The following is a 19,505-nucleotide window of genomic DNA, read 5'->3' as shown; positions in this document are numbered from 1 at the left end:
ATCGCATCTCGCTATCTCCTCATCTATCTCTCAATATTAAGATTTCCTTATTAGCTCTCATCGACAGTGCAATCAGTGATATAATTAACAACTTAAGCTAGGGGTGCCTGGATATCCAGGCTGAGAAACACCCTTAGAACCTGAGTCTGGGTAATACCAGCGGAGGGAAGCTGTTTATCGAGGAAATAGAATATGCGTAGCGAATGGATCGCCAAACGGCAGGGGCATAGTAATGTTAGTCAAATGCACTATGCTCGTCAAGGTGTAATTACTGAAGAAATGCAGTATGTTGCCAATCGGGAAAATCTCCCGCCGGAGTTGATCCGTGAAGAAGTGGCGCGGGGAAGAATGATTATTCCTGCTAACATTAATCACACCAATTTAGAACCGATGGCGATTGGTATTGCCTCGAAGTGCAAGGTCAATGCTAATATCGGTGCTTCTCCCAATTCTTCCAATCTTCAAGAAGAAGTTGATAAGCTAAATTTAGCGGTCAAATATGGTGCTGATACTGTCATGGATTTGTCCACTGGCGGCGGCAATTTGGACGAAATTCGCACGGCAATTATCAAAGCTTCGCCTGTTCCTATCGGTACCGTTCCTGTCTATCAAGCACTAGAAAGCGTACACGGGACAATTGAAAATCTGACGGCAGATGACTTTCTGCATATCATCGAAAAACACGCTCAGCAAGGAGTAGATTACCAAACTATTCACGCCGGAATTTTGATTGAGCATTTGCCATTGGTGAGAAATCGACTTACAGGTATTGTTTCTCGCGGCGGTGGTATTTTAGCTCGTTGGATGTTACATCATCACAAGCAAAATCCGCTTTATACTCACTTCAATGAAATCATTGAAATCTTTAAGAAATACGATGTTTCTTTTAGTTTAGGTGATTCCCTCCGTCCTGGTTGCACTCACGATGCTTCTGATGAAGCTCAATTAGCTGAACTCAAAACTTTGGGGAATTTAACTCGCAAAGCTTGGGAACATGATGTACAGGTGATGGTAGAAGGCCCTGGTCACGTACCGATGGATCAAATTGAGTTTAATGTTAAGAAACAGATGGAAGAGTGTTCGGAAGCACCTTTCTATGTTTTGGGGCCTTTGGTGACAGATATTGCACCGGGATATGACCACATTACCTCTGCAATTGGTGCGGCAATGGCGGGTTGGTATGGTACGGCGATGTTGTGCTATGTAACACCGAAGGAACATTTGGGTTTACCGAATGCTGAGGATGTTAGAAATGGGTTAATTGCTTATAAGATAGCGGCCCATGCAGCGGATATTGCCCGTCATCGACATGGTGCTCGCGACAGGGATGATGAACTCTCGAAGGCGCGTTACAATTTTGATTGGAATCGTCAATTTGAGCTATCGTTAGACCCTGAACGCGCACGGGAATATCACGATGAAACTTTGCCGGCAGATATCTATAAAACTGCTGAATTCTGTTCGATGTGCGGGCCTAAGTTTTGTCCGATGCAGACTAAGGTTGATGCTGATGCTTTGACGGAATTGGAGAAGTTTTTAGCTAGGGAACCTGTAGCTAAGTAGTTAAGTGGGTGGATGGGTTTATCTGTCCACCCTATTTTAAGGAGTAAGCACGGGGGTACTACCATACAAATTGTTAAAGCTACAAAAGATTGCCAAATTAAGATAAAATTATTATAGGAAAATCACAAAATCCTAATCCGATTAAATTCCTCCAAATTAGCCATGTCGGATCTAATCGCTCTTGACCCCAATCAATACCCCGATACTAGCCAACTCGTACAAGAAGACGATACTCCCTTGGATAGTTTCATTAATGAAAAACAACAGCGACTGCTTACAGAAGTTCTCTCTGGCTATGAGTTAAATGATGGTATACCTTTTATTGTCGCTGCCAATGTGGGGATTTTCCGTACTGTCCGCCATCCGGCTATAGTTCCTGATATATTCCTCAGTTTAAATGTAACTGTTGTCGATACTTGGGAGAGGCGAGATGTGCGTTCCTATTTACTATGGGAATTTGGCAAACCTCCAGAAATTGTAATTGAAATTGTTTCTCCGACTCCGGGGAATGAGTTGGGTAGCAAATTCACTGATTATGCCCTGATGGGTGTAATGTATTATATCGTGTACGATCCTCTGGGTGAATTGAGCGATCGCCCTTTACAAATGTTTCAATTACAAGGGGGGCGTTATGTGCCCAAAACTGATACTTGGTTTCCCTTAGTTGGTTTAGGTTTAACCCTCTGGCAAGGTGTCTTTGAAAGTGTTAATGATACTTGGTTAAGATGGTGTGATGCAGAGGGAAATGTTATTCCTACTGTGGAGGAATTAGCGGCGAGACTATCTCAAACTCAGTCACAATTATCTCAAACTCAATCAGAGTTAACTGCGGCTCAAAATCAGACAAAACAAGCTTTATTACAAGGGATTCAGTTAGGTTTACAGCTTAAGTTTGGGAGTTCAGGTTTAGAGATTTTTGGAGAAATTTCTGCTATTGATGACCTGAATTTGCTACAAAGTATTACTTCTAGCTTGTTAACCGTTGAGGGGTTAGAGGAATTACGACAAATTTATTTGTCATAATAATTTACAGTTTTCGGTAATTCCTAAGTTTTGGGGCGGGCACGGGGGTACCGCCCCTACGTTATCAATGATATAATAAACTAACAATATTATTGCTACTACGCATTCTTCACAATTCCTCAGACTGATTAGCACTAAAACCTTAGAATTAGTCTCATTAATCTATCGGTTAGAAAATCGAATTAATACTTGGATACAAGAAAATTACTGAGATTATATAGTTGCGGTTAAATTCTAGGAACTATCAACTTTCAGAGTCGCTAGGCCTAACATTAGAGGAAGTTAAGCAGATTAACTCCGAGGAGTGAACTAGCTATAATTATAATAGAGTAAACAATATTACTTCCCTACCAATGAGATAATAAACAATGACAATAACCGAATTAAAAATCGATCTTGCTTCCTTAACGATCGCAGATAAAGCAGCAGCTATAGAATTTTTACTTCAAACCGTAAGCAGCGGTTCGCTAGGCATTAAAAAAACTCCTGGCGTTTGTGGTGGTGATGCTTGTATTGGCAATACTCGCATACCCGTTTGGGTACTTGTCGGGTATCGTCGTCTCGGATGCAGCGATGCTGAACTTTTAAAGTGCTATCCACATTTAGCTGCGGCTGACTTGGTAAATGCTTGGGCTTATGCTGATGCTTACCCAGAAGAAATTGAAACAGCAATCAGAGAAAATGAGGAAGCATAAAACATGGCACGACTTTATGCAGACGAACAGTACCCACTGCCAGTAGTTGAGTTTCTTTGACCTTTGGGTCACGATATATTAACAGTTCAAGAAGCTGGAAACGCAGGATTAGGAATTCCTGATGAGGAGGTATTGGCTTTTGCTGTGAGTAATCAGCGAGCAGTTTTGACTCTTAATCGAGGGGATTTCATTCGACTACATCGCTCACAACCTAACCATGCTGGTATTATCATTTGTACTCAAGATAACAACTGGGAAAGACAGGCGACGCGAATTAATGAGGCTATTTCTACGGAAGAAATATTGACGGGGAAATTGATTCGAGTTAACCGTCCGCCGCAGTAAAAAAACGATCGCTTTGCCGATTGCTACAAATCTACACAATATTTTAGAACTTCATCCAACCTGAATTCGCCCCCATCCTCCCATCCCTCATCTCCCCATCCCCCCATCTCCCTTCCCCAGTCGCCAGCTCCTAGTCCCAAACCTGTGTTAGTATCGGTAAAATATTCTCTCTAACAATCAACGATGGGCAATGTTCTGGTGCTGAACGCCTCTTACGAACCCCTCAACATCACCAGTTGGAGAAGGGCTGTTGTTTTGTTGCTCAAAGGGAAAGCAGAGCAGATAGAGCATAATGGGAAATATATCTCACCCGGTTTTCCCTTGCCAACTGTCATCCGCTTACGCCACTATGTTCGGGTTCCTTACAAAGATATTCCACTCACCCGCCGAAACATATTGCACCGAGATGGTCACTCGTGTCAATATTGTGGTTATACGGGGGATGATTTAACGCTCGACCATGTAGTTCCGCGATCGCGAGGCGGCGTGGATAGTTGGGAAAACCTCGTGAGTGCTTGCGTGCGCTGTAACGTTAAAAAAGGCTGTCGAACTCCCAAAGAGGCGAGTATGAGCCTGCGGTATCCTCCTCGCAAACCTTACAGTGGTCTATACTTTGAAGTGACTAAGCACGTTAAGAGTGGGATGCACCAAGAATGGCAAAAATATGTAATTGGACTTTGAAACCCCTGAGCACGCAAGCGCGGGGGTTTTGTATAACTAGGGGCTAGGGGCTAGGGGCTAGGGGCTAGGGAAGAAGGGGCTACGATGCTTCGATACTCAGGGCTAGGGAAAGAAGGGGAAAGGGAAGAAGAAGGAGTTAGTAATGCCAATAGTTTTTTTGAATGCTAAGAAATGACCGCTGCCTGCGGCTGGCTTCGCCTACGTACTTTTACTAATTTAGTAAGTTATGTCTAGTAACGATGATGCTAGTTCTGGGGATGGTACTAGCGAAATTGTACCGGAGTTAAAGCGCGTCCGTTCTACGGATGGCGTTAATGAAGGAAACCGTTTGCGCGATCGATCTGTTAGCGAATCCTACACTCAAAAAGTGGAGGAATTACGGGAGACATTGGAAAGACACAGAGGCGATCGCCAGTTGGCGATTTTGCAAGATTTCCCCGATCCCGATGCACTTTCCTGTGCTTGGACTTATAAGTTAATCGCTCGTCAGTTTGATATTGACTGCGATATCGTTTATGCAGGAGCCCTCAGTCACCAAGAAAATATTGCCCTAGTTAAACTCACGGGGTTGCCATTGCAGCGCTGGCCGTTAGAGATGGCAAAAACTAAAGATTTATCTGTTTATCAGGGCTGTGTTTTTATCGATAATCAAGGTACTACCAGTCAGCTAACTTCGCTGATTATTGCTGCTGGTATCCCCGTAACTGCGGCGATCGATCACCACAGTTTACAGGGAGAATTAAATTCAGAGTTTACCGATTTCCGCCCCCAAACCCGCGCTACAGCTACCATTTTTACTCAGTATTTGCAAGCTGGATTGCTAAAATTGGACGGCAATATTACCCAACACGCTAAGTGCGCGACGGCGCTGATGCACGGTTTGCGATCGGATACAAATGCACTACGACAAGCTGAGGAGTCTGATTTTTTAGCCGCAGCTTATTTAAGTCGCTTTTATGACCCACAATTATTAAATGCTGTGTTACAATCTTCTCGCTCGAAGCGGGTGATGGATGTGATTGAGCGATCGCTTAAAAATCGGATCGTACAAAATAATTTTTCTATTGCGGGAGTCGGTTATCTGCGCTACGACGATCGCGATGCTATTCCCCAGGCGGCTGATTTTCTGGTGACTGAGGAAAACGTTCACACCGCAGTTGTCTATGGAATTGTTCACGATGAAGATGAGGCAATTGAGTTAGTAATTGGGTCGCTACGAACTGGTAAAATTACTTTAGATCCTGATGAATTTCTGAAAGAAGCTTTTGGTCAGGATGCTGAAGGTCGCTTTTTTGGTGGAGGAAGAAGTCAAGCTGGCGGCTTTGAAATTTCTACGGGATTTCTCGCTGGTGGTAATGAGAATAGCGATTATGCTAGGTTGAAATGGGAAGTTTTTGACGATCAAATTAAGCAAAAGTTACTGAAGTTAGTTAGTCCGAAAGATCACTTGATGCACGGTGATTAAATGAGAAAAGATAGATCGGCGGTTGAAACCGCTACTATAAAAACAAAGTCCGCCTGCGCGGACTAAGAAATAATACCAAATCCGACTTAAATATCCCCTTTATTCTTTAGTCCCTCTTAGCTCGGACTTCATTTGTGTAGTAGCGATTTCAATCGCCAAACGATCGAGGGGATATCAAACCGGATTTATAGCAACCGCCAAGGCGGTTTAAGAGGGGCTAGGGGCTACGATGCTCAGGGCTAGGGAAGACGAAAGAAGGGTTTAGAATCAGGGTTTTAAATTTAGAATGTCTTAACTGCCTTGGCAACTGCTATAGTATAAAGGGAATATTTAAGTCGGGGTTTAATCAGGTGCAAGTTCACATTACATTAGTATTAGAAAGCGCGATCGCATAGGTACGGATCAGCTCAAGCATATAATAACGCCCCTCCTGCTGTTTCAGTAACGAGAGTTGCTGAAGTTTCGCTAAACCGTCGGCTACGATAGCAGAGTCAGTAATACCCGCAGCAATAGCGATCGCTTCCCTCGTCGCCGGTCGATCGAATCTCGCAGCGGCCATGAGCAACTTCAGCGATGGTTGTCCGGCTAAAGATTTAATGGAACCGTTAAATATAAATTTAGCCAGTTCGCTAGAGCTATCTTTAATTCGCTCTAGTACGTCTGATAATGAGTAACCAAACGCTAATTGATTAACTACATAACCACTTGCTAGTGACAGTCCGCTGGTTTCTCTATAAATTATTTGGCACTGTTCGCTGTCGAGAACGATGCCTTTTTCTCTGGCTTGATATTCTATCAATTCCGAACCGTCTATTTCGAGTAAGCTTTCGAGATAAATGGGAGCAAATAAAGCTTGCTCGCGGGTGGTAATTATTACTTTGACTGTTCGCGGTAAGTCGTATAAAAAGGAAAGGATTTCTTGTTGATTCTCGACACTTTCTAAGTTGTCTAATATTAACAAAGTCGGTATTTTGCTTAGATATTCTCTGATGCTGTCTAGCTGTTGAAGGGGTTCGGCTGAGGCGATGTCTGGACGATTTAATGTCCGGGCGATCGCGCGGCAAATATCCCCCAAAGTGCGATCGCGTTGGAGTCTGGGTAAAATTCCTGCGGATGTCAGGTGATTTTCCTTGGCAGATGTAAAGATAATCGCATCGAAGGTAGGAGCGCTAGGATATGCTTCGGGAATGCGACTGGCTTGCAAACACCGATAGGCCGCTTCTAATGCCAGTGCAGTTTTGCCGACTCCAGGGAGGCCGTTGACGCTGACGATCTGAGGGGTATGATGGCTGAGGCCGACTTCGCGATCGCAAGATAGCATTTCTAGCAGTCTAGCCATCTCTGTTTCCCGACCGATAAAGCGGGTGCGATCGGGGGCCGGTAAGTTTTGACGGGGAGTGGCAATGCCTTCATTCGGAGGCGTTGCAGGAGTAAATGCCTGCAATTTCAACCTGGATGCGTAGCTGTTGTTTTGATGGGAAATCAGAGCGGGGATTTTGTAGCTGTCGATAAATGCGATCGGTTCCATCTTTTCATCTAAGATTCCCCTGTTTCCAGCAGCGGATTGAGCCGAGTTAAATCTCTGCAATGGTAGGTTTTCAGCAGCTTTTTCCTCCTCTAGCTGGCGAAATTGATTGAGTAAGGAAATTCTCAGACGGTTTTCCTTACCTCGATGGTTGCCACTGACTGCAAACTTTTTGTAGACTTGCCCCATTTGCTTGAGACAAGCACCGGCAGAGGTTCGCAGTTGAATAGCGATCTCTTCGTAATCTTTCTCTTCTGCAAACCGCATGATAAAAATTTGCTCTTGATTGGGAGACAGTTCGCGATCGCGAGCCATCTTGATCAGGAACTCCCGCTCTAACATCAGCCTCTCTCCTTTCTATAGTTCTTTTCTATTTTAAGAGATTTTCAGAGGTTTTCAGAAATTATTGATGATACCTTCGTAGGGTAGGCGCTGCTTGGCAGAGTTAAAGTTATCCCTCTTTTGTCACTGAGCGTGAGAGTAAAATAAAAGATAAAACTGCCAAAGCCTTTGAAACCAATGGTTACAGCACCTCCACCAACTCCTTACTCCACAGTCACCGACTTAGCCAAATTCCTGGGCTGATCCACATCCAAACCCCGCCGCGCCGCAATGTGATAAGCCAGCAATTGCAAAGGAATTACTGTCAAAATTGGCGACAGTAACTCATCCACCATTGGTACAGGCAAAACATCATTAAAAACATCGCCCCCAGTCAAAAGTTCCTTCGGCATTACCCCAATTAAACGGGCATCTCGCGCCTTAGCTTCCTGGGCATTAGAAAGCACCTTTTCATAAACACTACCAGGCATAGCGATCGCCACCACCGGCACTTTCGCATCCAACAAGGCAATCGGCCCGTGTTTCATCTCTCCTGCTGGATAACCCTCAGCATGAATATAACTAATTTCCTTCAACTTCAAAGCCCCTTCCAAAGCAATAGGAAAATTAATTCCTCGCCCTAAAAAGATAAAATCGCGCGTTTCATTGAACTCGTGGGAAAGTTCCTCAATTTGCCTTTCCTGAATCTCTAAAAACCTCTCCATTGCGATCGGTAACTGTCGCAAACCTGCCATGATTTCTTTCAATCTACTTTCGGTGACAGTTTGCCGCTGATAAGCCAAATCTAAAGCCAAGCAATAAAATGCCATCAATTGACCGACAAAAGTCTTAGTAGCGGCAACGCCTATTTCCATTCCGGCATGAGTATTAATAATATGCGGAATTGTATGACCTAGAGAACTTTCCGGCCGATTAGTAATGCCCAGCATTCTAGCTCGAAATTTGTCAGTAAAACCAGCACGGCGCTGTTCTTCCATCCCCAAAGCTGCCAGCGTGTCGGCAGTTTCGCCAGACTGAGTAACACCAATTGTCAGAGTATTTGCCATCAATGGTGCCGGTGCATAGCGATATTCAGAAGCGTATTGCACCGTTGTGGGAATATTTGCTAACTGTTCTAAAAGATATTTCCCCACCAGAGAAGCGTGCCAAGAAGTGCCACAAGCTAAAATAGAAATATGTTCTAAATCAGCGCATAATTCTGTTGGCAAACCTAGATTAATTGGCGATTTCCCATTTCCCATCCACTCGCTATCGGCGTAAGCTTCCAAACAATCGCGCACAACTGTCGGTTGTTCGTAAATTTCCTTGTGCATGAAGTGCTTAAAGCCCTGTTTTTCAACCAGAATCGGGTTCCATCCCAATATCCGAGGGCTTTTTTTGAGCTTCTCACCAGCAAAGTTATAAACTTCAACACCCATCGGCGTTAACCTCGCCAATTCCCCATTTTCTAAAGATAGTACGGCGCGGGTGTGGGCTACCAATGCGGGCGTATCAGAAGCACAGAAAAATTCTCCAGAACCAAAGCCAATGACTAGAGGAGCGTGCTGTCTTGCTACAATTAACTCATCGGGATAGTCTGCACAAAGAACTGCGATCGCAAACGCCCCCTGCAATTGATTCACCGCCGCTAACACCGCCTCTAAAAAAGCCTCTGAATCGCGCAATTCTAAGGAATCAGCATTCCCCGTCTCCCCATCTTCCTTCTTCCCTCTTCCTTCTTCCCTCTTCCTTCCGCTTTCTGCCATCAACTCAGCAATTAAATTCGGGATGACCTCAGTATCCGTCTCCGAGATAAACTTATGTCCCTTAGCCTTGAGCTCTTCCCGTAACTCCCAATAATTTTCCACAATCCCATTTTGCACTACCGCCACCTGGCGATCGCTATCCAGATGCGGATGGGCGTTATACTCCTCTGGCTTCCCGTGAGTCGCCCAGCGAGTGTGCCCAATGCCAATCGCGGCTGGAGTTTCCGCCCCAGCCAACTTTTCCCGCAGATTATGCAGTTTACCCTTCGCACGCACGCAATTAATTTGTCCTTCCCAGATCGTAGCGAGGCCAGCCGAATCGTAGCCCCGGTATTCCAGTTTTTCCAACCCCGCCAGTAAAATTTCACTTGCTGCTTGGGTGCCGATATAGCCAACGATTCCGCACATTTAAGGTAAAACTCCTGCTGAGGGCATCATATCCAACCTACAAGGCGTGTAGGGAAACCGTCAATTGATTTTAGACTGAACTTTTACTGTAGTGAATTATCCCCCTAAAAGTAAACCCCGTAGAAATCAAGAGGGGCTAGGGGCTAGGGGCTAGGGGTTAGGGAAGAAGGCAGAAGGCAGAAGGCAGAAGGGTTTAAATCTATGGTGACAGAAATTCAGAATCTCCTAACCGACGTTCATCGGTTGCTATATTTGTACTTTAGCGCTAAAACATCTATTGATATATTCCGCCCTATTCCTTCTTCCCTCTTCCCTCTTCCCTACCCCCTAGCCCCTTCTTATGACAGACCAACCCCGCACCCGCCAGGAATTATACGATCGCATCCGAGAAATTGGTAGAGAAGAATTCATTCTGGAAGAAATGATCCGCTATGGATTTTGGCCCGCCCAAGGCGAAATTCCCCAAGATCCCGCCGATGAAATTCGTCGCGAAGGAGAAATTAGGCGAGAACTTAATGAACTCCAGCAGCAAAGTCGTCAACTCCAAAATGAAAAGACACTCCGCAAACAAGCACTTCAGCAACGGTTAGCAGAATCGCGGCGAAAGCAGCAGGAAACAAAAGAACGCCGGGAAAGAGAAAGACAACAAAAAGCTGAGAATTGGCAACAGCGAAAACAGCAAGAAATCCTCTATCTTGGCGATGGTATATCGGGCGGATTAAATAACTTTAACGCCGAGATCGAACGCTTACAAAGCTATGGATTACCCATTTGCAATACCGCCGAACAAATTGCCGCCGCCATCAACATTAACATCGGAGAATTACGCTTTCTAGCTTTTTCGCGCAAAACTTCCACCATCTCCCACTATATCCGTTTCAAAATCCCTAAGAAAACAGGAGGCGATCGCCTGATTTCTGCCCCCATGCCGCGCCTTAAAAAAGTACAGCATTGGATTCTTGATAATATACTAGAAAAAATGGAACTGCATACAGCAGCTCACGGCTTTCGTCCCCACCATTCAATCGTTACAAACGCCTTACCTCATGTCAAAGCAGAAGTTATTATCAACTTCGACCTCAAAGACTTTTTCCCCTCAATTTCTTATAAGCGAGTCAAAGGACTTTTTCAATCCTTCGGCTATGCAGAAGCCGCCGCTACAATTTTTGGTTTACTGTGTACAGAACCCGAAATTGAACAAGTAGAACTAGACGGCAAAACATACTTTGTAGCATTAACAGAACGCCACTTACCTCAAGGTTCGCCCGCCAGTCCAGCCATTACAAATCTACTATGTCGCCGTCTCGATAACCGCCTTACTACAATGGCTGAAGACATGGGATTTGTTTACACCCGCTACGCCGATGACCTAACATTTTCAGCTTCAGGTGATAGCCTTCGCTATATTTGTAACATTCTTAAACGTACAGAATCAATTGTAGCACATGAGGGATTTACTATTAATCAACAAAAAACTAGAATCCTGCGAAAGAATCGACAACAAGAAGTTACCGGCATTGTAGTCAATGACCGCCCCAGTATTTCTAAAAAAGAGCTAAAACGCTTTCGTGCTACCTTGTATCAAATAGAAAAAGATGGCCCCGAAGGTAAACACTGGGGTAATTCTTCTGATGTCATTGCCTCAATTCAAGGTTTTGCTAACTTTGTGGCAATGGTCGATCCTGAAAAAGGTAGGGAATTTCAAAAACAGGTTAAACAAATTAAAGAAAAATTGAGGTAAAGATGAAATACTAATTCAATTAAATGAGAGAATAGGAAACGGGAAAAGAAAATATCCCACAAAGTAAAACCAAAATCTAAAATCGATATGACTTATTGCCTTGGCATTATTACCCGCTATGGAATGGTGATGGCTGCGGACTCCCGCACTAATGCAGGAGTCGATTATATCTCAACTTACCAAAAATTATTTGACTTTTCCTGTCCGGGGGAACGGGTAATCTTAGTCTGTACTTCAGGCAACCTATCCATGACTCAAGGGGTAATTAGTGGACTGAATAAAGATATTAAAGTCGCAGCCGATATGAACCTCCATACTCTTCCTTCCTTATACGAAGTTGCCCGCTATATTGGAGGGAAAATCCGTTCTATGGTTGAACTCGACCAAGCTTGGCTAAAGAAGGACGGCATTGATGCTAAATGCAGTCTACTTTTGGGAGGACAAATTAAAGGTCAAGAACCGGAATTGTTTATGATTTACAGCCAAGGTAACTGTATTCAAGCCACTTCAGAAACTCCTTTTCTACAAATTGGAGAGGCTAAGTATGGCAAACCTATTTTAGATCGTGCTCTCAGTTTTGAAACTCCATTGGAAGGGGCAGCTAAATGTGCTCTGCTATCCATTGATTCTACGATGAAATCGAATATTTCTGTAGGGCCGCCGATTAATTTGGTGATGTATGAAACCGATAGCTTAGTTGTTCGGAATCGGTTGTTATTGCGTCTGGGAGATCCTTATTTGGCGGAGATTCGCAAGATGTGGGAGGTTTCTCTGAGAGAAGCTTTTGACCGCATTCCTGATATCAACTGGCGGCACAATTTAGAGAAAGAGCCGTCGGAAGATATTATTATTGATTGATTTAATTACCATAATTATTCAGGAATTACGTACCCAACCACAGAAACCGGTTTTTTGAGAGAATCTGTGGATAAGGGCGAAGTATTTTCGTAAAAAACCCGGTTTCTGGAGCCATGAGCTTAAGTCCTATTATTTTTGTTTATCCATATAACAAAAAAACTATTTGCTCTTATTAATGGGAACAAATAGGCTTTGTTTTATGGCTGCTGCATTCTGAGAATTTAGCTTGTATAGCAACCGCCACAACGGTCTTGACATTCTCGGTCGCCCAAACCATGTCCACTATTGCATTTTCCTCCTACATAAGAGCCTCCTGCCTCCTGCCTTCTGCCTTCTGCCTTCTGCCATAAGAGTGTCAAGTTACTGCACGCTTTGCTGGATTCAAAAACAAATTCAACAGGTTAATAGCTACGATAATTAACATCTGCCTAGTAATCTGTGCAGCCAATACTAACCCAGTATCACCACCTAATTGCGTCACTGTTGCCATCATTGCTTCCATTCCTCCCGGCATAAAGCATAAAATTGCTGTCACGATATCGACATGAGTAATAATGTGAAACTCATATCCGATCGCAAGACAGCACACCATCAGTACAATTACCAGCAAGATTTCCAGTAATACTGCTTTCCCAATCAGACGGACATTTTGCCAATTAAACTTCAAACCTATGGAGAGTCCCACCAGCAAGAGTGCTCCAATAAATAGCGATCGCGGTATCTGAAATTCGTAAGGCAACCCCCAGAAGACGACGAGTCCAAGCAAGAAACTTCCTAAAAATCCAGATGTCGGTAGCTTCAGCCGATCGCCTGCGAAAATTCCCAAACTACAGCATCCCGCCAATACCAGTAAATTAACAAACATGGGTACTGGATGAGAGTTTGCTGCGACTGGCAACAACGTCAAAGTCTCGCTTCCTGCAATAACCGGAGAGAAAAAGTTCGCTACTGAGGGAACGAGTAAGACCACAAGTATCATGCGAATATACTGAAGGACAGCAACCGAAACACTATCGGCCCCTAGTTCTTCACTCAGCGCCACAACAGTAGAAGCAATACCGGGAATACAGCCCAAAAAACTTGTAGTGCGATCGATTCGAGTCCACCGCGACAACAGATAACCATTGACCATACTCAAACTAGCTGTAATCAGAATGCACCCCAACAGAGGCAAAGCGTAAGTTTTTCCCAACGCAACCGTTTCAGGAGAAAAGCGGGCCGCCGAAGAGATACCAATGATTGCCTTGCCAACAGTAATGAAAATAGAAGGAAAGGGTTTTGGGCCGTGTTGAGTAGAAGCATAGGCAATGCCAACTACCAGGGGGCCAAGCAACCAGGCGACAGGGACATCGAACCAGTCAAACAGAAAGCCCATGACTACAGCCACACATAACTGTTCAACGATTTTCTGAATTTTGTGCCAGTTGAAGACAAGAGTCGGAGGCCAAGTAACTGAGATGTTGCGATCGCCCTCAGATTGGGATTGAGATTCCCCCAGAATGTCTGGCACTACGGAATCCCTGAATATTTTTAATAGCGTCACTAAAGTCAAGTTAAGAAATATTGCTGGAAATTTATTATAGCCTTTTAAATCTAATTTTAGCTCTGTAATAAGATAGAAAAAATATAGCAGCTTTCGATTCGTTTAGGTGTTGTATCAAGTTAAAGCTAATTAAAGGTTGCAGTATTAATTCAGCCAGCCCCATTAGCAATTACTAATAAACTCGGCCCATAGAATGATCCGCATTAATCTCAACCACTAAATCTACTAACTCCGAATTACTTACCAAAGGGTTAATAAATAACTCAGGATGTAGAGCCTTCCAAAAATACTCCACAAATCTATTAATCTCCTCATCCGACATTCCCGACTTACCTGCCGCCCTCATCTCCCTCTCGGCCTGAAGCCGCCAAACTTGAGAAAGGCGATAATCAATTGGCTGCAAAACAATCAACCGATCCAACCGTTCCCAAACTGGCAAATAATCCCCTAATTTCCTATTCATATCATCGGCAAACTGCCGATCTTCTGATGTTACAATAGGAGGCAAATTGACATCAAAAATATCAACCTCGATTGGTCGTATCCCCACAAACCAACCCTCAAATAATACAATATCAACATCAGTAACAATCTCAGGCTCAGTTCGATCGCCAGCACCTCCCCAAAGCGACTTATCAAACCGAGGAATCAAAATAGATTTTGATTTTTCATGCTGGGGTAATCGCAAATTACCACGATCGCGCAATCGATCTAAAACTTCTATTCCTAACTCAAGATCGTGAGTCCCTGGCGGGCCGCGCCAAATTAAACGGGGGTCTTCCTCTTGTAACCGCTGCCTTTCATCATAAGTCTTGTAAAGATCGTCCAAAGAAAGGCTAATTGTTTTATTACCTAATTTCTCTAGAATTAACTTTAAAATGGCTGCTAAAGTAGTTTTTCCCGTTCCCTGTCCTCCTAAAATCCCTTGAATTAAAGTTCGCCCTAAGCTTTCTCTTTCCGTAGCTAATTGTATTGCCAAAGGTAGCCAAAGATTCCACGAAGTTGCTAATAAATTAATTGACTTTAATGGCAACTCAAGAATTGTCGCTGCAATTGACTGGAATAAATTAGCCCGTGCTAGAATAATTTCACTCACATTTTCAGCATTTATCCCAAAAGCACGAGATCGCGCTTCATCTGCCAATTCCCAAACCGCCAACTGCTGTAACTCATCTGCAACTGGCTGCTTTCCCCCTATCCAGCCTTCTAAAATTTCAATTAGCAATAAATTCAACAGTTGCATCATTTTAATCTCCGGCCTAAAATCTTAAATAATTCAGTGATAACTCCCACTTCGGCAAAGCATTGTTTACCATGAAAAAGTAAGAAGTAAGGATAAAAGGAATATTTATGGAAGAGATCAGACAACAAATTAACGCACTGAGTCATAAAGTGGACTCTCTGTATACAATTATTGAACACCTGAACGACAAATTAACGGAGTCAGTCTGTGACTCTAAGCTAACTGAGGGTCAAGGAACAGATCGAGCTGGATTGCGCTTAACAGAGAAAATTACCTCGTATCACAGCTACAGCAGTCTCGATCCAGTTCTAGAACACAAGGATGTACTTTTAGACGACTATTTCTCCGACAAGAATTTTCAAAGTCTGGAAAAAGAGTTGACAGCAGATATCCAAATCCAAAGGCTAACTGCTCAATTAACAGCAGCTTACAATCGTATTGCTGCCTTAGAAGAGCAGTTACTAGCCAAGAGAATTCACTCGTAACAAGGGAGCAGGGGAGCAGGGGAGCAGGGGAGATAGGGAGCAGAGGAGCAGGGGAGCAGAGGAGCGGGGGAGATGAGGAAACCCTTTCCCCAATTAGCAATTAGCAATTAGCAATTACCAATTACCAATTACCAATTAGCAATTACCAATTACCAATTACCAATTAGCAATTAGCAATTACCAATTACCAATTATCTATAATTTTTGATAACGCTTTGCCAAAGCTTCAATAGCTTCTTGGAGTTGATTTTGATTCCAATCTTGGGTTAAATGAGAAGCGATCGCGCATCCTCCAGCACCCACCCCTTCCTTAACATATCCCTGTTCGTAAGCTTGTAACTGCCGATAGCGAGAGCTAGCAAAACTCAATTGTGTAGCCAAAAGAGGCACAGGGCCAACATCTTGAGCTAATCCCACAGTATCCCCAGTAGGATCTTCGGCAACCCAGCGCGTAGTTCCCACTACAATTTGTTGTGGATGCCATAAGAGCGAATATTCACGCGCGATCGCCTCAATCAAAGCATAAACAGCCAACATTTGCGTACCCCCAGCCAGCATCACCCCACAACTACGACTCGCCGCGAGCGCCATCCCCGCCACTACTACTTGCATAGGATCGCCCACCCCCGCTATGAGGGATAGAGGAGATAGGGAGGATAGGGAAGGATGGGGAGGATAGGGAGGATTTAGCTACCCTATCTCCCCCGCTCCCCCGCTCAAGAGCTCCCCCGCTCCCCCGCTCCCCCGCTCCCCCGCTCCCCTAGTTCCTAGACTATATAAGGAGAATTAATCGCATCGGCGCGACCTATGGCTACCAAGGCTTGATAGATTAGAGCGCAGATTTCAGCACGGTTAATTTCCCGCATGGGTGAGAGTTGATTGCGGTTGGGGTAGTTGACTACAATCTTACGTTCAGTTGCCGTTGCTACTTCGTCAATGGCGTAGCTGGGAATTTGAGCGCGATCGCCATATACACTCACAGCATTTAGATTCCCACCCGTCAACTGTAAGCCATTTACCAAAGACACGATCGCCTCAGTACGAGTTAAATTTTGATTTGGTCGGAATGTCCCATCTGGAAATCCCGCTACAAATCCTCCTTTGTTTGCCTTATCGATCGCTTCCTTACCCCAAAAATCCGCCGCCACATCCTTAAAAGTCGTACCAGCGCGTCTGGGATTAAGTTCAAACGCCTTAGCTAACAAAGCTGCATATTGAGCGCGAGTTAAACTATCGTTAGGCTTAAATGTCCCGCCAGGAAACCCACTGACAATACCCTTGGCTGCCAATCGTTCAATAAACTCTTTTCCCCAATGTCCGCTAATATCGCTAAACTGTCCACCCCCAGGCGTAGGTGTAGGTGTAGGTGTTGGAGTTGGTGTAGGTGTTGGAGTTGGAGTTGGCGTTGGCGTGGGAGTTGGCGTTGGCGTGGGAGTAGCTGTACCGCTAAACTCCACTAAACCCTTAACCCGCGTTGCAGTTAGCTGGTTTCCTACAGAAAGGATCTTAAAGGAAGTAGCATTTTGTAAGTCAAATTGACCATTATCTTGCCAGATATTACCGCCAGCATCTTGACCAGTGCCGATATCTGGCAGTGATTTAACTGTCACCGTCAGACCGTCTTGTATATTTTTCTCAATCCGATTTTTACGCAAAATCGGTCGCGAATCGCCAGAAAGGACAATTCCTGAGCGATTTTCCAAAATTTGGTTCTCTGCAATTAGAGGTGCTGCATTATCTTGGATGGCAATACCGTAACCTGTGTTTTGAAACTTGTTGCGGCGAATTTCCCCTTTAGCGCTACCTGCCATTGCCAAACCGTTACCGACATTTTCGGTAAACACGCTGTCGAAAATTGCTGGCTTGGCGCTACCAGTGGCAAATACGCCTTCTCGCTTGGATTTGGAGAGAGTGCAGTTAGCGACTGTGGCGGCTACTGATTCTATCCAAACTCCTGTACCTCTAGTATCGCCATTGGTGACAGTTGCACCGCGCAGTTCCGCACCTTCTGCCAGCAAGACTGTAACGTTTTGACCCGCTGCGGTGGGACTGACAAATTTGCCGCTACCTTGAATCAGAACGGTGCTGCCTTTGTTGGTTTCGCTGCCTATGACTTTCACTCCGGCAGGAATTTGTAGGGGGAAGGCTTCGCCGGAAGCAGCGCTGTAAGTTCCCGCTGCTAGCTGAATTATGGTTCCCGATGGAGCTTGCTGTAGAGCGCGGCTGATTGTTTTAAATGGAGCCGATTGGCTGCCGGAGGCTGAATCGCTGCCTGTACCCGGATTGACGTAAAGTGTTGCCATAATTTTGTTTGCTAGAGATTTTTTCTTCAGGCTACGTGCAATCTAAATCTTTTGCAGCCGCTAAGGCGGTTTAAGAGGGGCTAGGGGCTAGGGGCTAGGGGCTAGGGAAGAGGGAAGAAGGGTTTAGAATCAGGGTTTTAAATTCAGAATGTCCTAACTGCCTTGGCAACTGCTATACATTGCAGGAAAGTCTAGGAAAATGTCGTTCTATCGTTGACTCCCAACTGATTAAGATTAGGAAGATTAGGAGAAACATCTGATTTTAGCGGCGAAATGGTTTTAGCATCAGGTGCTGGGATTTCCGATGCTGCATTGGGTTGGCCGCCTAAGCCTTCTAACAATTTTGGCTTGCTATCTGATTGAACTCCTGGTGTCCCATTGGGTTGTTCTTCCATCGGGCCTAACCAGGACATTCGACTCGGTACGGGTTTGCGAGCTGGCTGGAAGCTTTGCAGCACTTCTGATAGCTGGAGTCCTTCTAGAGAAACTGACTTAGATTCTCGCAGCTTATGCCAAACTGAGCGGGACATTAGCAAGGTGTTTTCGATGCGGTTGGCTCCTACTTGTTCTAAATAGGCTTCGCGTTCCGGCTGATAGTCGGCGGAGGCGAGGTGTAGGGTTTGAGCTGGAAAATCCTGGGCGAGACGGGCCATTTGGGAAAGTAGCTCTGGGTAAAGCCAGGTATAGGCTGGGTGGACTGTCAACTGGGCGACGTGGGGGCGATCGCCATCACGGGACAATTGCACCTGAAAATAGCCGATCGCGGCTTTCCGTTGGGGTTCAAAGACGTAACCGCTCACTACCTCAGTGCGTTCGGCCCACTGTCTAACTCCTTCAACTAAAGCTCTCAAAAAGCTGGATTTGAAGTCTTGGATGTGGCGATCGAAGACTTGGCGCACCAATGGTGGCATTGATGCAGTATCTAATTGATAGAGTAACTGGGCATCAGCGTTACTGACGGGTAAGAGGTTGGGTAAATCTGGTGTCGCTTCGGCTAATTGTTGAAGCCGCTCTTGCGCGATCGCCCAATAAGTCATTTGAGCCAGAGGTTGAAAGCCATTCTGCCGATAAAGTGCCAGAGTGGTTTTGTCATTAACATTCACCTCTAGCAGCCAAGTGCGGGCTTCCCAAATGCTTTCAAAGCAATAGCGCAGTAGTAACGAGCCGATACCTTTGCTTCTAGCTTCTGCATCCACGAATGCTCTATCAATTCGCCAAGTGCTGCGGGTACGGTTGAAGGGGGAAACCTGAACCACGCCTCTAACTTGACCGCTTTCTTCGGCAACGTGGGCGCGGAAAAGGTACTGACAAGGATTGGGGAACAGGCTCAAAAATTTTAGCAGCCAACACCAGCGACGAATCTGCTGTAACTTTCTGCTGAACCCTAGATCGCTAGTGGCAACTTTATTCTCTTCTAAATCTGTTGTCTGGACGTACAACTGCTCAATTGCATCTATGTCCCGGTATTGAAAGGGGCGGATGACAACTTGATTTTGGTTTTGCGACAGGAATGGATTCATATCGGGAGGGGGTGGGGGGT

Annotated in this window: 15 protein-coding genes, 1 pseudogene and 1 riboswitch; of the genes and pseudogenes, 9 read left to right on the top strand and 7 right to left on the bottom strand. The window is 44.9% G+C overall.

Going from position 1 to position 19,505, the window contains the following annotated elements; genetic code table 11:
* Nucleotides 1–89 precede the first annotated feature (89 nt).
* Nucleotides 90–185: riboswitch (TPP riboswitch) on the top strand.
* Between the two features lie 7 nt (nt 186–192).
* From thiC to OSCI_RS17825, 6 genes are all read left to right on the top strand, one after another.
* Nucleotides 193–1,563: a phosphomethylpyrimidine synthase gene (gene thiC / locus OSCI_RS17850; RefSeq protein ID WP_007356465.1), complete on the top strand. Its 1,371-nt coding sequence runs from the start codon at nt 193–195 to the stop codon at nt 1,561–1,563.
* A 162-nt stretch (nt 1,564–1,725) separates the two neighbouring features.
* Nucleotides 1,726–2,586, top strand: a complete 861-nt coding sequence (locus tag OSCI_RS17845) for a Uma2 family endonuclease (protein WP_007356464.1) — start codon at nt 1,726–1,728, stop codon at nt 2,584–2,586.
* Between the two features lie 368 nt (nt 2,587–2,954).
* Nucleotides 2,955–3,281 carry a DUF433 domain-containing protein gene (locus OSCI_RS17840; protein ID WP_007356463.1) on the top strand — a complete coding sequence of 109 codons (327 nt, stop codon included), beginning with the start codon at nt 2,955–2,957 and terminating at the stop codon, nt 3,279–3,281.
* 63 nt (nt 3,282–3,344) lie between these two features.
* Nucleotides 3,345–3,626 carry a DUF5615 family PIN-like protein gene (locus OSCI_RS17835; protein ID WP_007356462.1) on the top strand — a complete coding sequence of 94 codons (282 nt, stop codon included), beginning with the start codon at nt 3,345–3,347 and terminating at the stop codon, nt 3,624–3,626.
* Between the two features lie 183 nt (nt 3,627–3,809).
* Nucleotides 3,810–4,307 (top strand): HNH endonuclease, encoded by a 498-nt coding sequence (locus OSCI_RS17830; RefSeq protein WP_007356460.1) that lies wholly within the window; start codon nt 3,810–3,812, stop codon nt 4,305–4,307.
* Nucleotides 4,308–4,533: 226 nt separating this feature from the next.
* Nucleotides 4,534–5,772 carry a DHH family phosphoesterase gene (locus OSCI_RS17825; RefSeq protein WP_007356459.1) on the top strand — a complete coding sequence of 413 codons (1,239 nt, stop codon included), beginning with the start codon at nt 4,534–4,536 and terminating at the stop codon, nt 5,770–5,772.
* Between the two features lie 358 nt (nt 5,773–6,130).
* Here the strand turns inward: OSCI_RS17825 and OSCI_RS17820 are convergent, their stop codons facing one another.
* Together OSCI_RS17820 and glmS are read right to left on the bottom strand one after the other, a co-directional pair.
* Nucleotides 6,131–7,639 carry an AAA family ATPase gene (locus OSCI_RS17820; RefSeq protein ID WP_007356458.1) on the bottom strand — a complete coding sequence of 503 codons (1,509 nt, stop codon included), beginning with the start codon at nt 7,637–7,639 and terminating at the stop codon, nt 6,131–6,133.
* A gap of 203 nt (nt 7,640–7,842) precedes the next feature.
* A complete protein-coding gene (gene glmS / locus OSCI_RS17815; RefSeq protein ID WP_007356457.1) occupies nt 7,843–9,792 on the bottom strand; it encodes a glutamine--fructose-6-phosphate transaminase (isomerizing) in 1,950 nt (649 codons plus the stop codon).
* Nucleotides 9,793–10,132: 340 nt separating this feature from the next.
* On the opposite strand from glmS, the gene OSCI_RS17810 reads away from it, so the two are divergent.
* Together OSCI_RS17810 and OSCI_RS17805 are read left to right on the top strand one after the other, a co-directional pair.
* Nucleotides 10,133–11,533: a reverse transcriptase family protein gene (locus OSCI_RS17810; protein ID WP_007356455.1), complete on the top strand. Its 1,401-nt coding sequence runs from the start codon at nt 10,133–10,135 to the stop codon at nt 11,531–11,533.
* A gap of 87 nt (nt 11,534–11,620) precedes the next feature.
* A complete protein-coding gene (locus tag OSCI_RS17805) occupies nt 11,621–12,391 on the top strand; it encodes a proteasome-type protease (RefSeq protein ID WP_007356454.1) in 771 nt (256 codons plus the stop codon).
* A 355-nt stretch (nt 12,392–12,746) separates the two neighbouring features.
* On the opposite strand, the gene OSCI_RS17800 is transcribed toward OSCI_RS17805, so the two are convergent.
* On the bottom strand, nt 12,747–13,901 hold the full coding sequence (locus OSCI_RS17800) for an AbrB family transcriptional regulator (protein ID WP_007356452.1): 1,155 nt from the start codon (nt 13,899–13,901) through the stop codon (nt 12,747–12,749).
* Nucleotides 13,902–14,106: 205 nt separating this feature from the next.
* On the bottom strand, nt 14,107–15,177 hold the full coding sequence (locus OSCI_RS17795) for a hypothetical protein (protein WP_007356451.1): 1,071 nt from the start codon (nt 15,175–15,177) through the stop codon (nt 14,107–14,109).
* A 107-nt stretch (nt 15,178–15,284) separates the two neighbouring features.
* Here OSCI_RS17795 and OSCI_RS17790 point away from each other — a divergent pair, with 107 nt between their 5' ends.
* Nucleotides 15,285–15,662, top strand: coding sequence for a hypothetical protein (locus OSCI_RS17790; RefSeq protein ID WP_007356450.1), 378 nt, complete (start codon nt 15,285–15,287; stop codon nt 15,660–15,662).
* 195 nt (nt 15,663–15,857) lie between these two features.
* Here the strand turns inward: OSCI_RS17790 and OSCI_RS17785 are convergent.
* The 3 genes and pseudogenes from OSCI_RS17785 to OSCI_RS17775 form a co-directional block, all read right to left on the bottom strand.
* A pseudogene (locus OSCI_RS17785) lies at nt 15,858–16,313 on the bottom strand (TIGR00303 family protein); the annotation flags it as partial.
* Between the two features lie 116 nt (nt 16,314–16,429).
* Nucleotides 16,430–17,965 carry a DUF1565 domain-containing protein gene (locus OSCI_RS17780; protein WP_007356448.1) on the bottom strand — a complete coding sequence of 512 codons (1,536 nt, stop codon included), beginning with the start codon at nt 17,963–17,965 and terminating at the stop codon, nt 16,430–16,432.
* A 191-nt stretch (nt 17,966–18,156) separates the two neighbouring features.
* Nucleotides 18,157–19,485, bottom strand: a complete 1,329-nt coding sequence (locus OSCI_RS17775; RefSeq protein ID WP_007356447.1) for a GNAT family N-acetyltransferase — start codon at nt 19,483–19,485, stop codon at nt 18,157–18,159.
* Between the last annotated feature and the right edge of the window lie 20 nt (nt 19,486–19,505).

This window comes from Kamptonema sp. PCC 6506 (assembly GCF_000180455.1).
In the GTDB taxonomy this organism is placed as follows: Bacteria; Cyanobacteriota; Cyanobacteriia; order Cyanobacteriales; family Microcoleaceae; genus Kamptonema; species Kamptonema formosum.
Note: the sequence above shows the minus strand (reverse complement) of the source record. Positions and strands in the feature narration are given on the sequence as shown.

Excerpts from the sequence above, each read along its gene's own strand:
- OSCI_RS17840 (WP_007356463.1), top strand. The coding sequence starts at position 2,955 with ATGACAATAACCGAATTAAAAATCGATCTTGCTTCCTTAACGATCGCA.
- OSCI_RS17830 (WP_007356460.1), top strand. The coding sequence starts at position 3,810 with ATGGGCAATGTTCTGGTGCTGAACGCCTCTTACGAACCCCTCAACATC.
- OSCI_RS17810 (WP_007356455.1), top strand. The coding sequence starts at position 10,133 with ATGACAGACCAACCCCGCACCCGCCAGGAATTATACGATCGCATCCGA.
- OSCI_RS17795 (WP_007356451.1), bottom strand. The coding sequence starts at position 15,177 with ATGCAACTGTTGAATTTATTGCTAATTGAAATTTTAGAAGGCTGGATA.
- OSCI_RS17820 (WP_007356458.1), bottom strand. The coding sequence starts at position 7,639 with ATGTTAGAGCGGGAGTTCCTGATCAAGATGGCTCGCGATCGCGAACTG.
- OSCI_RS17825 (WP_007356459.1), top strand. The coding sequence starts at position 4,534 with ATGTCTAGTAACGATGATGCTAGTTCTGGGGATGGTACTAGCGAAATT.
- OSCI_RS17775 (WP_007356447.1), bottom strand. The coding sequence starts at position 19,485 with ATGAATCCATTCCTGTCGCAAAACCAAAATCAAGTTGTCATCCGCCCC.
- glmS (WP_007356457.1), bottom strand. The coding sequence starts at position 9,792 with ATGTGCGGAATCGTTGGCTATATCGGCACCCAAGCAGCAAGTGAAATT.
- OSCI_RS17780 (WP_007356448.1), bottom strand. The coding sequence starts at position 17,965 with ATGGCAACACTTTACGTCAATCCGGGTACAGGCAGCGATTCAGCCTCC.
- OSCI_RS17845 (WP_007356464.1), top strand. The coding sequence starts at position 1,726 with ATGTCGGATCTAATCGCTCTTGACCCCAATCAATACCCCGATACTAGC.
- OSCI_RS17790 (WP_007356450.1), top strand. The coding sequence starts at position 15,285 with ATGGAAGAGATCAGACAACAAATTAACGCACTGAGTCATAAAGTGGAC.
- thiC (WP_007356465.1), top strand. The coding sequence starts at position 193 with ATGCGTAGCGAATGGATCGCCAAACGGCAGGGGCATAGTAATGTTAGT.
- OSCI_RS17805 (WP_007356454.1), top strand. The coding sequence starts at position 11,621 with ATGACTTATTGCCTTGGCATTATTACCCGCTATGGAATGGTGATGGCT.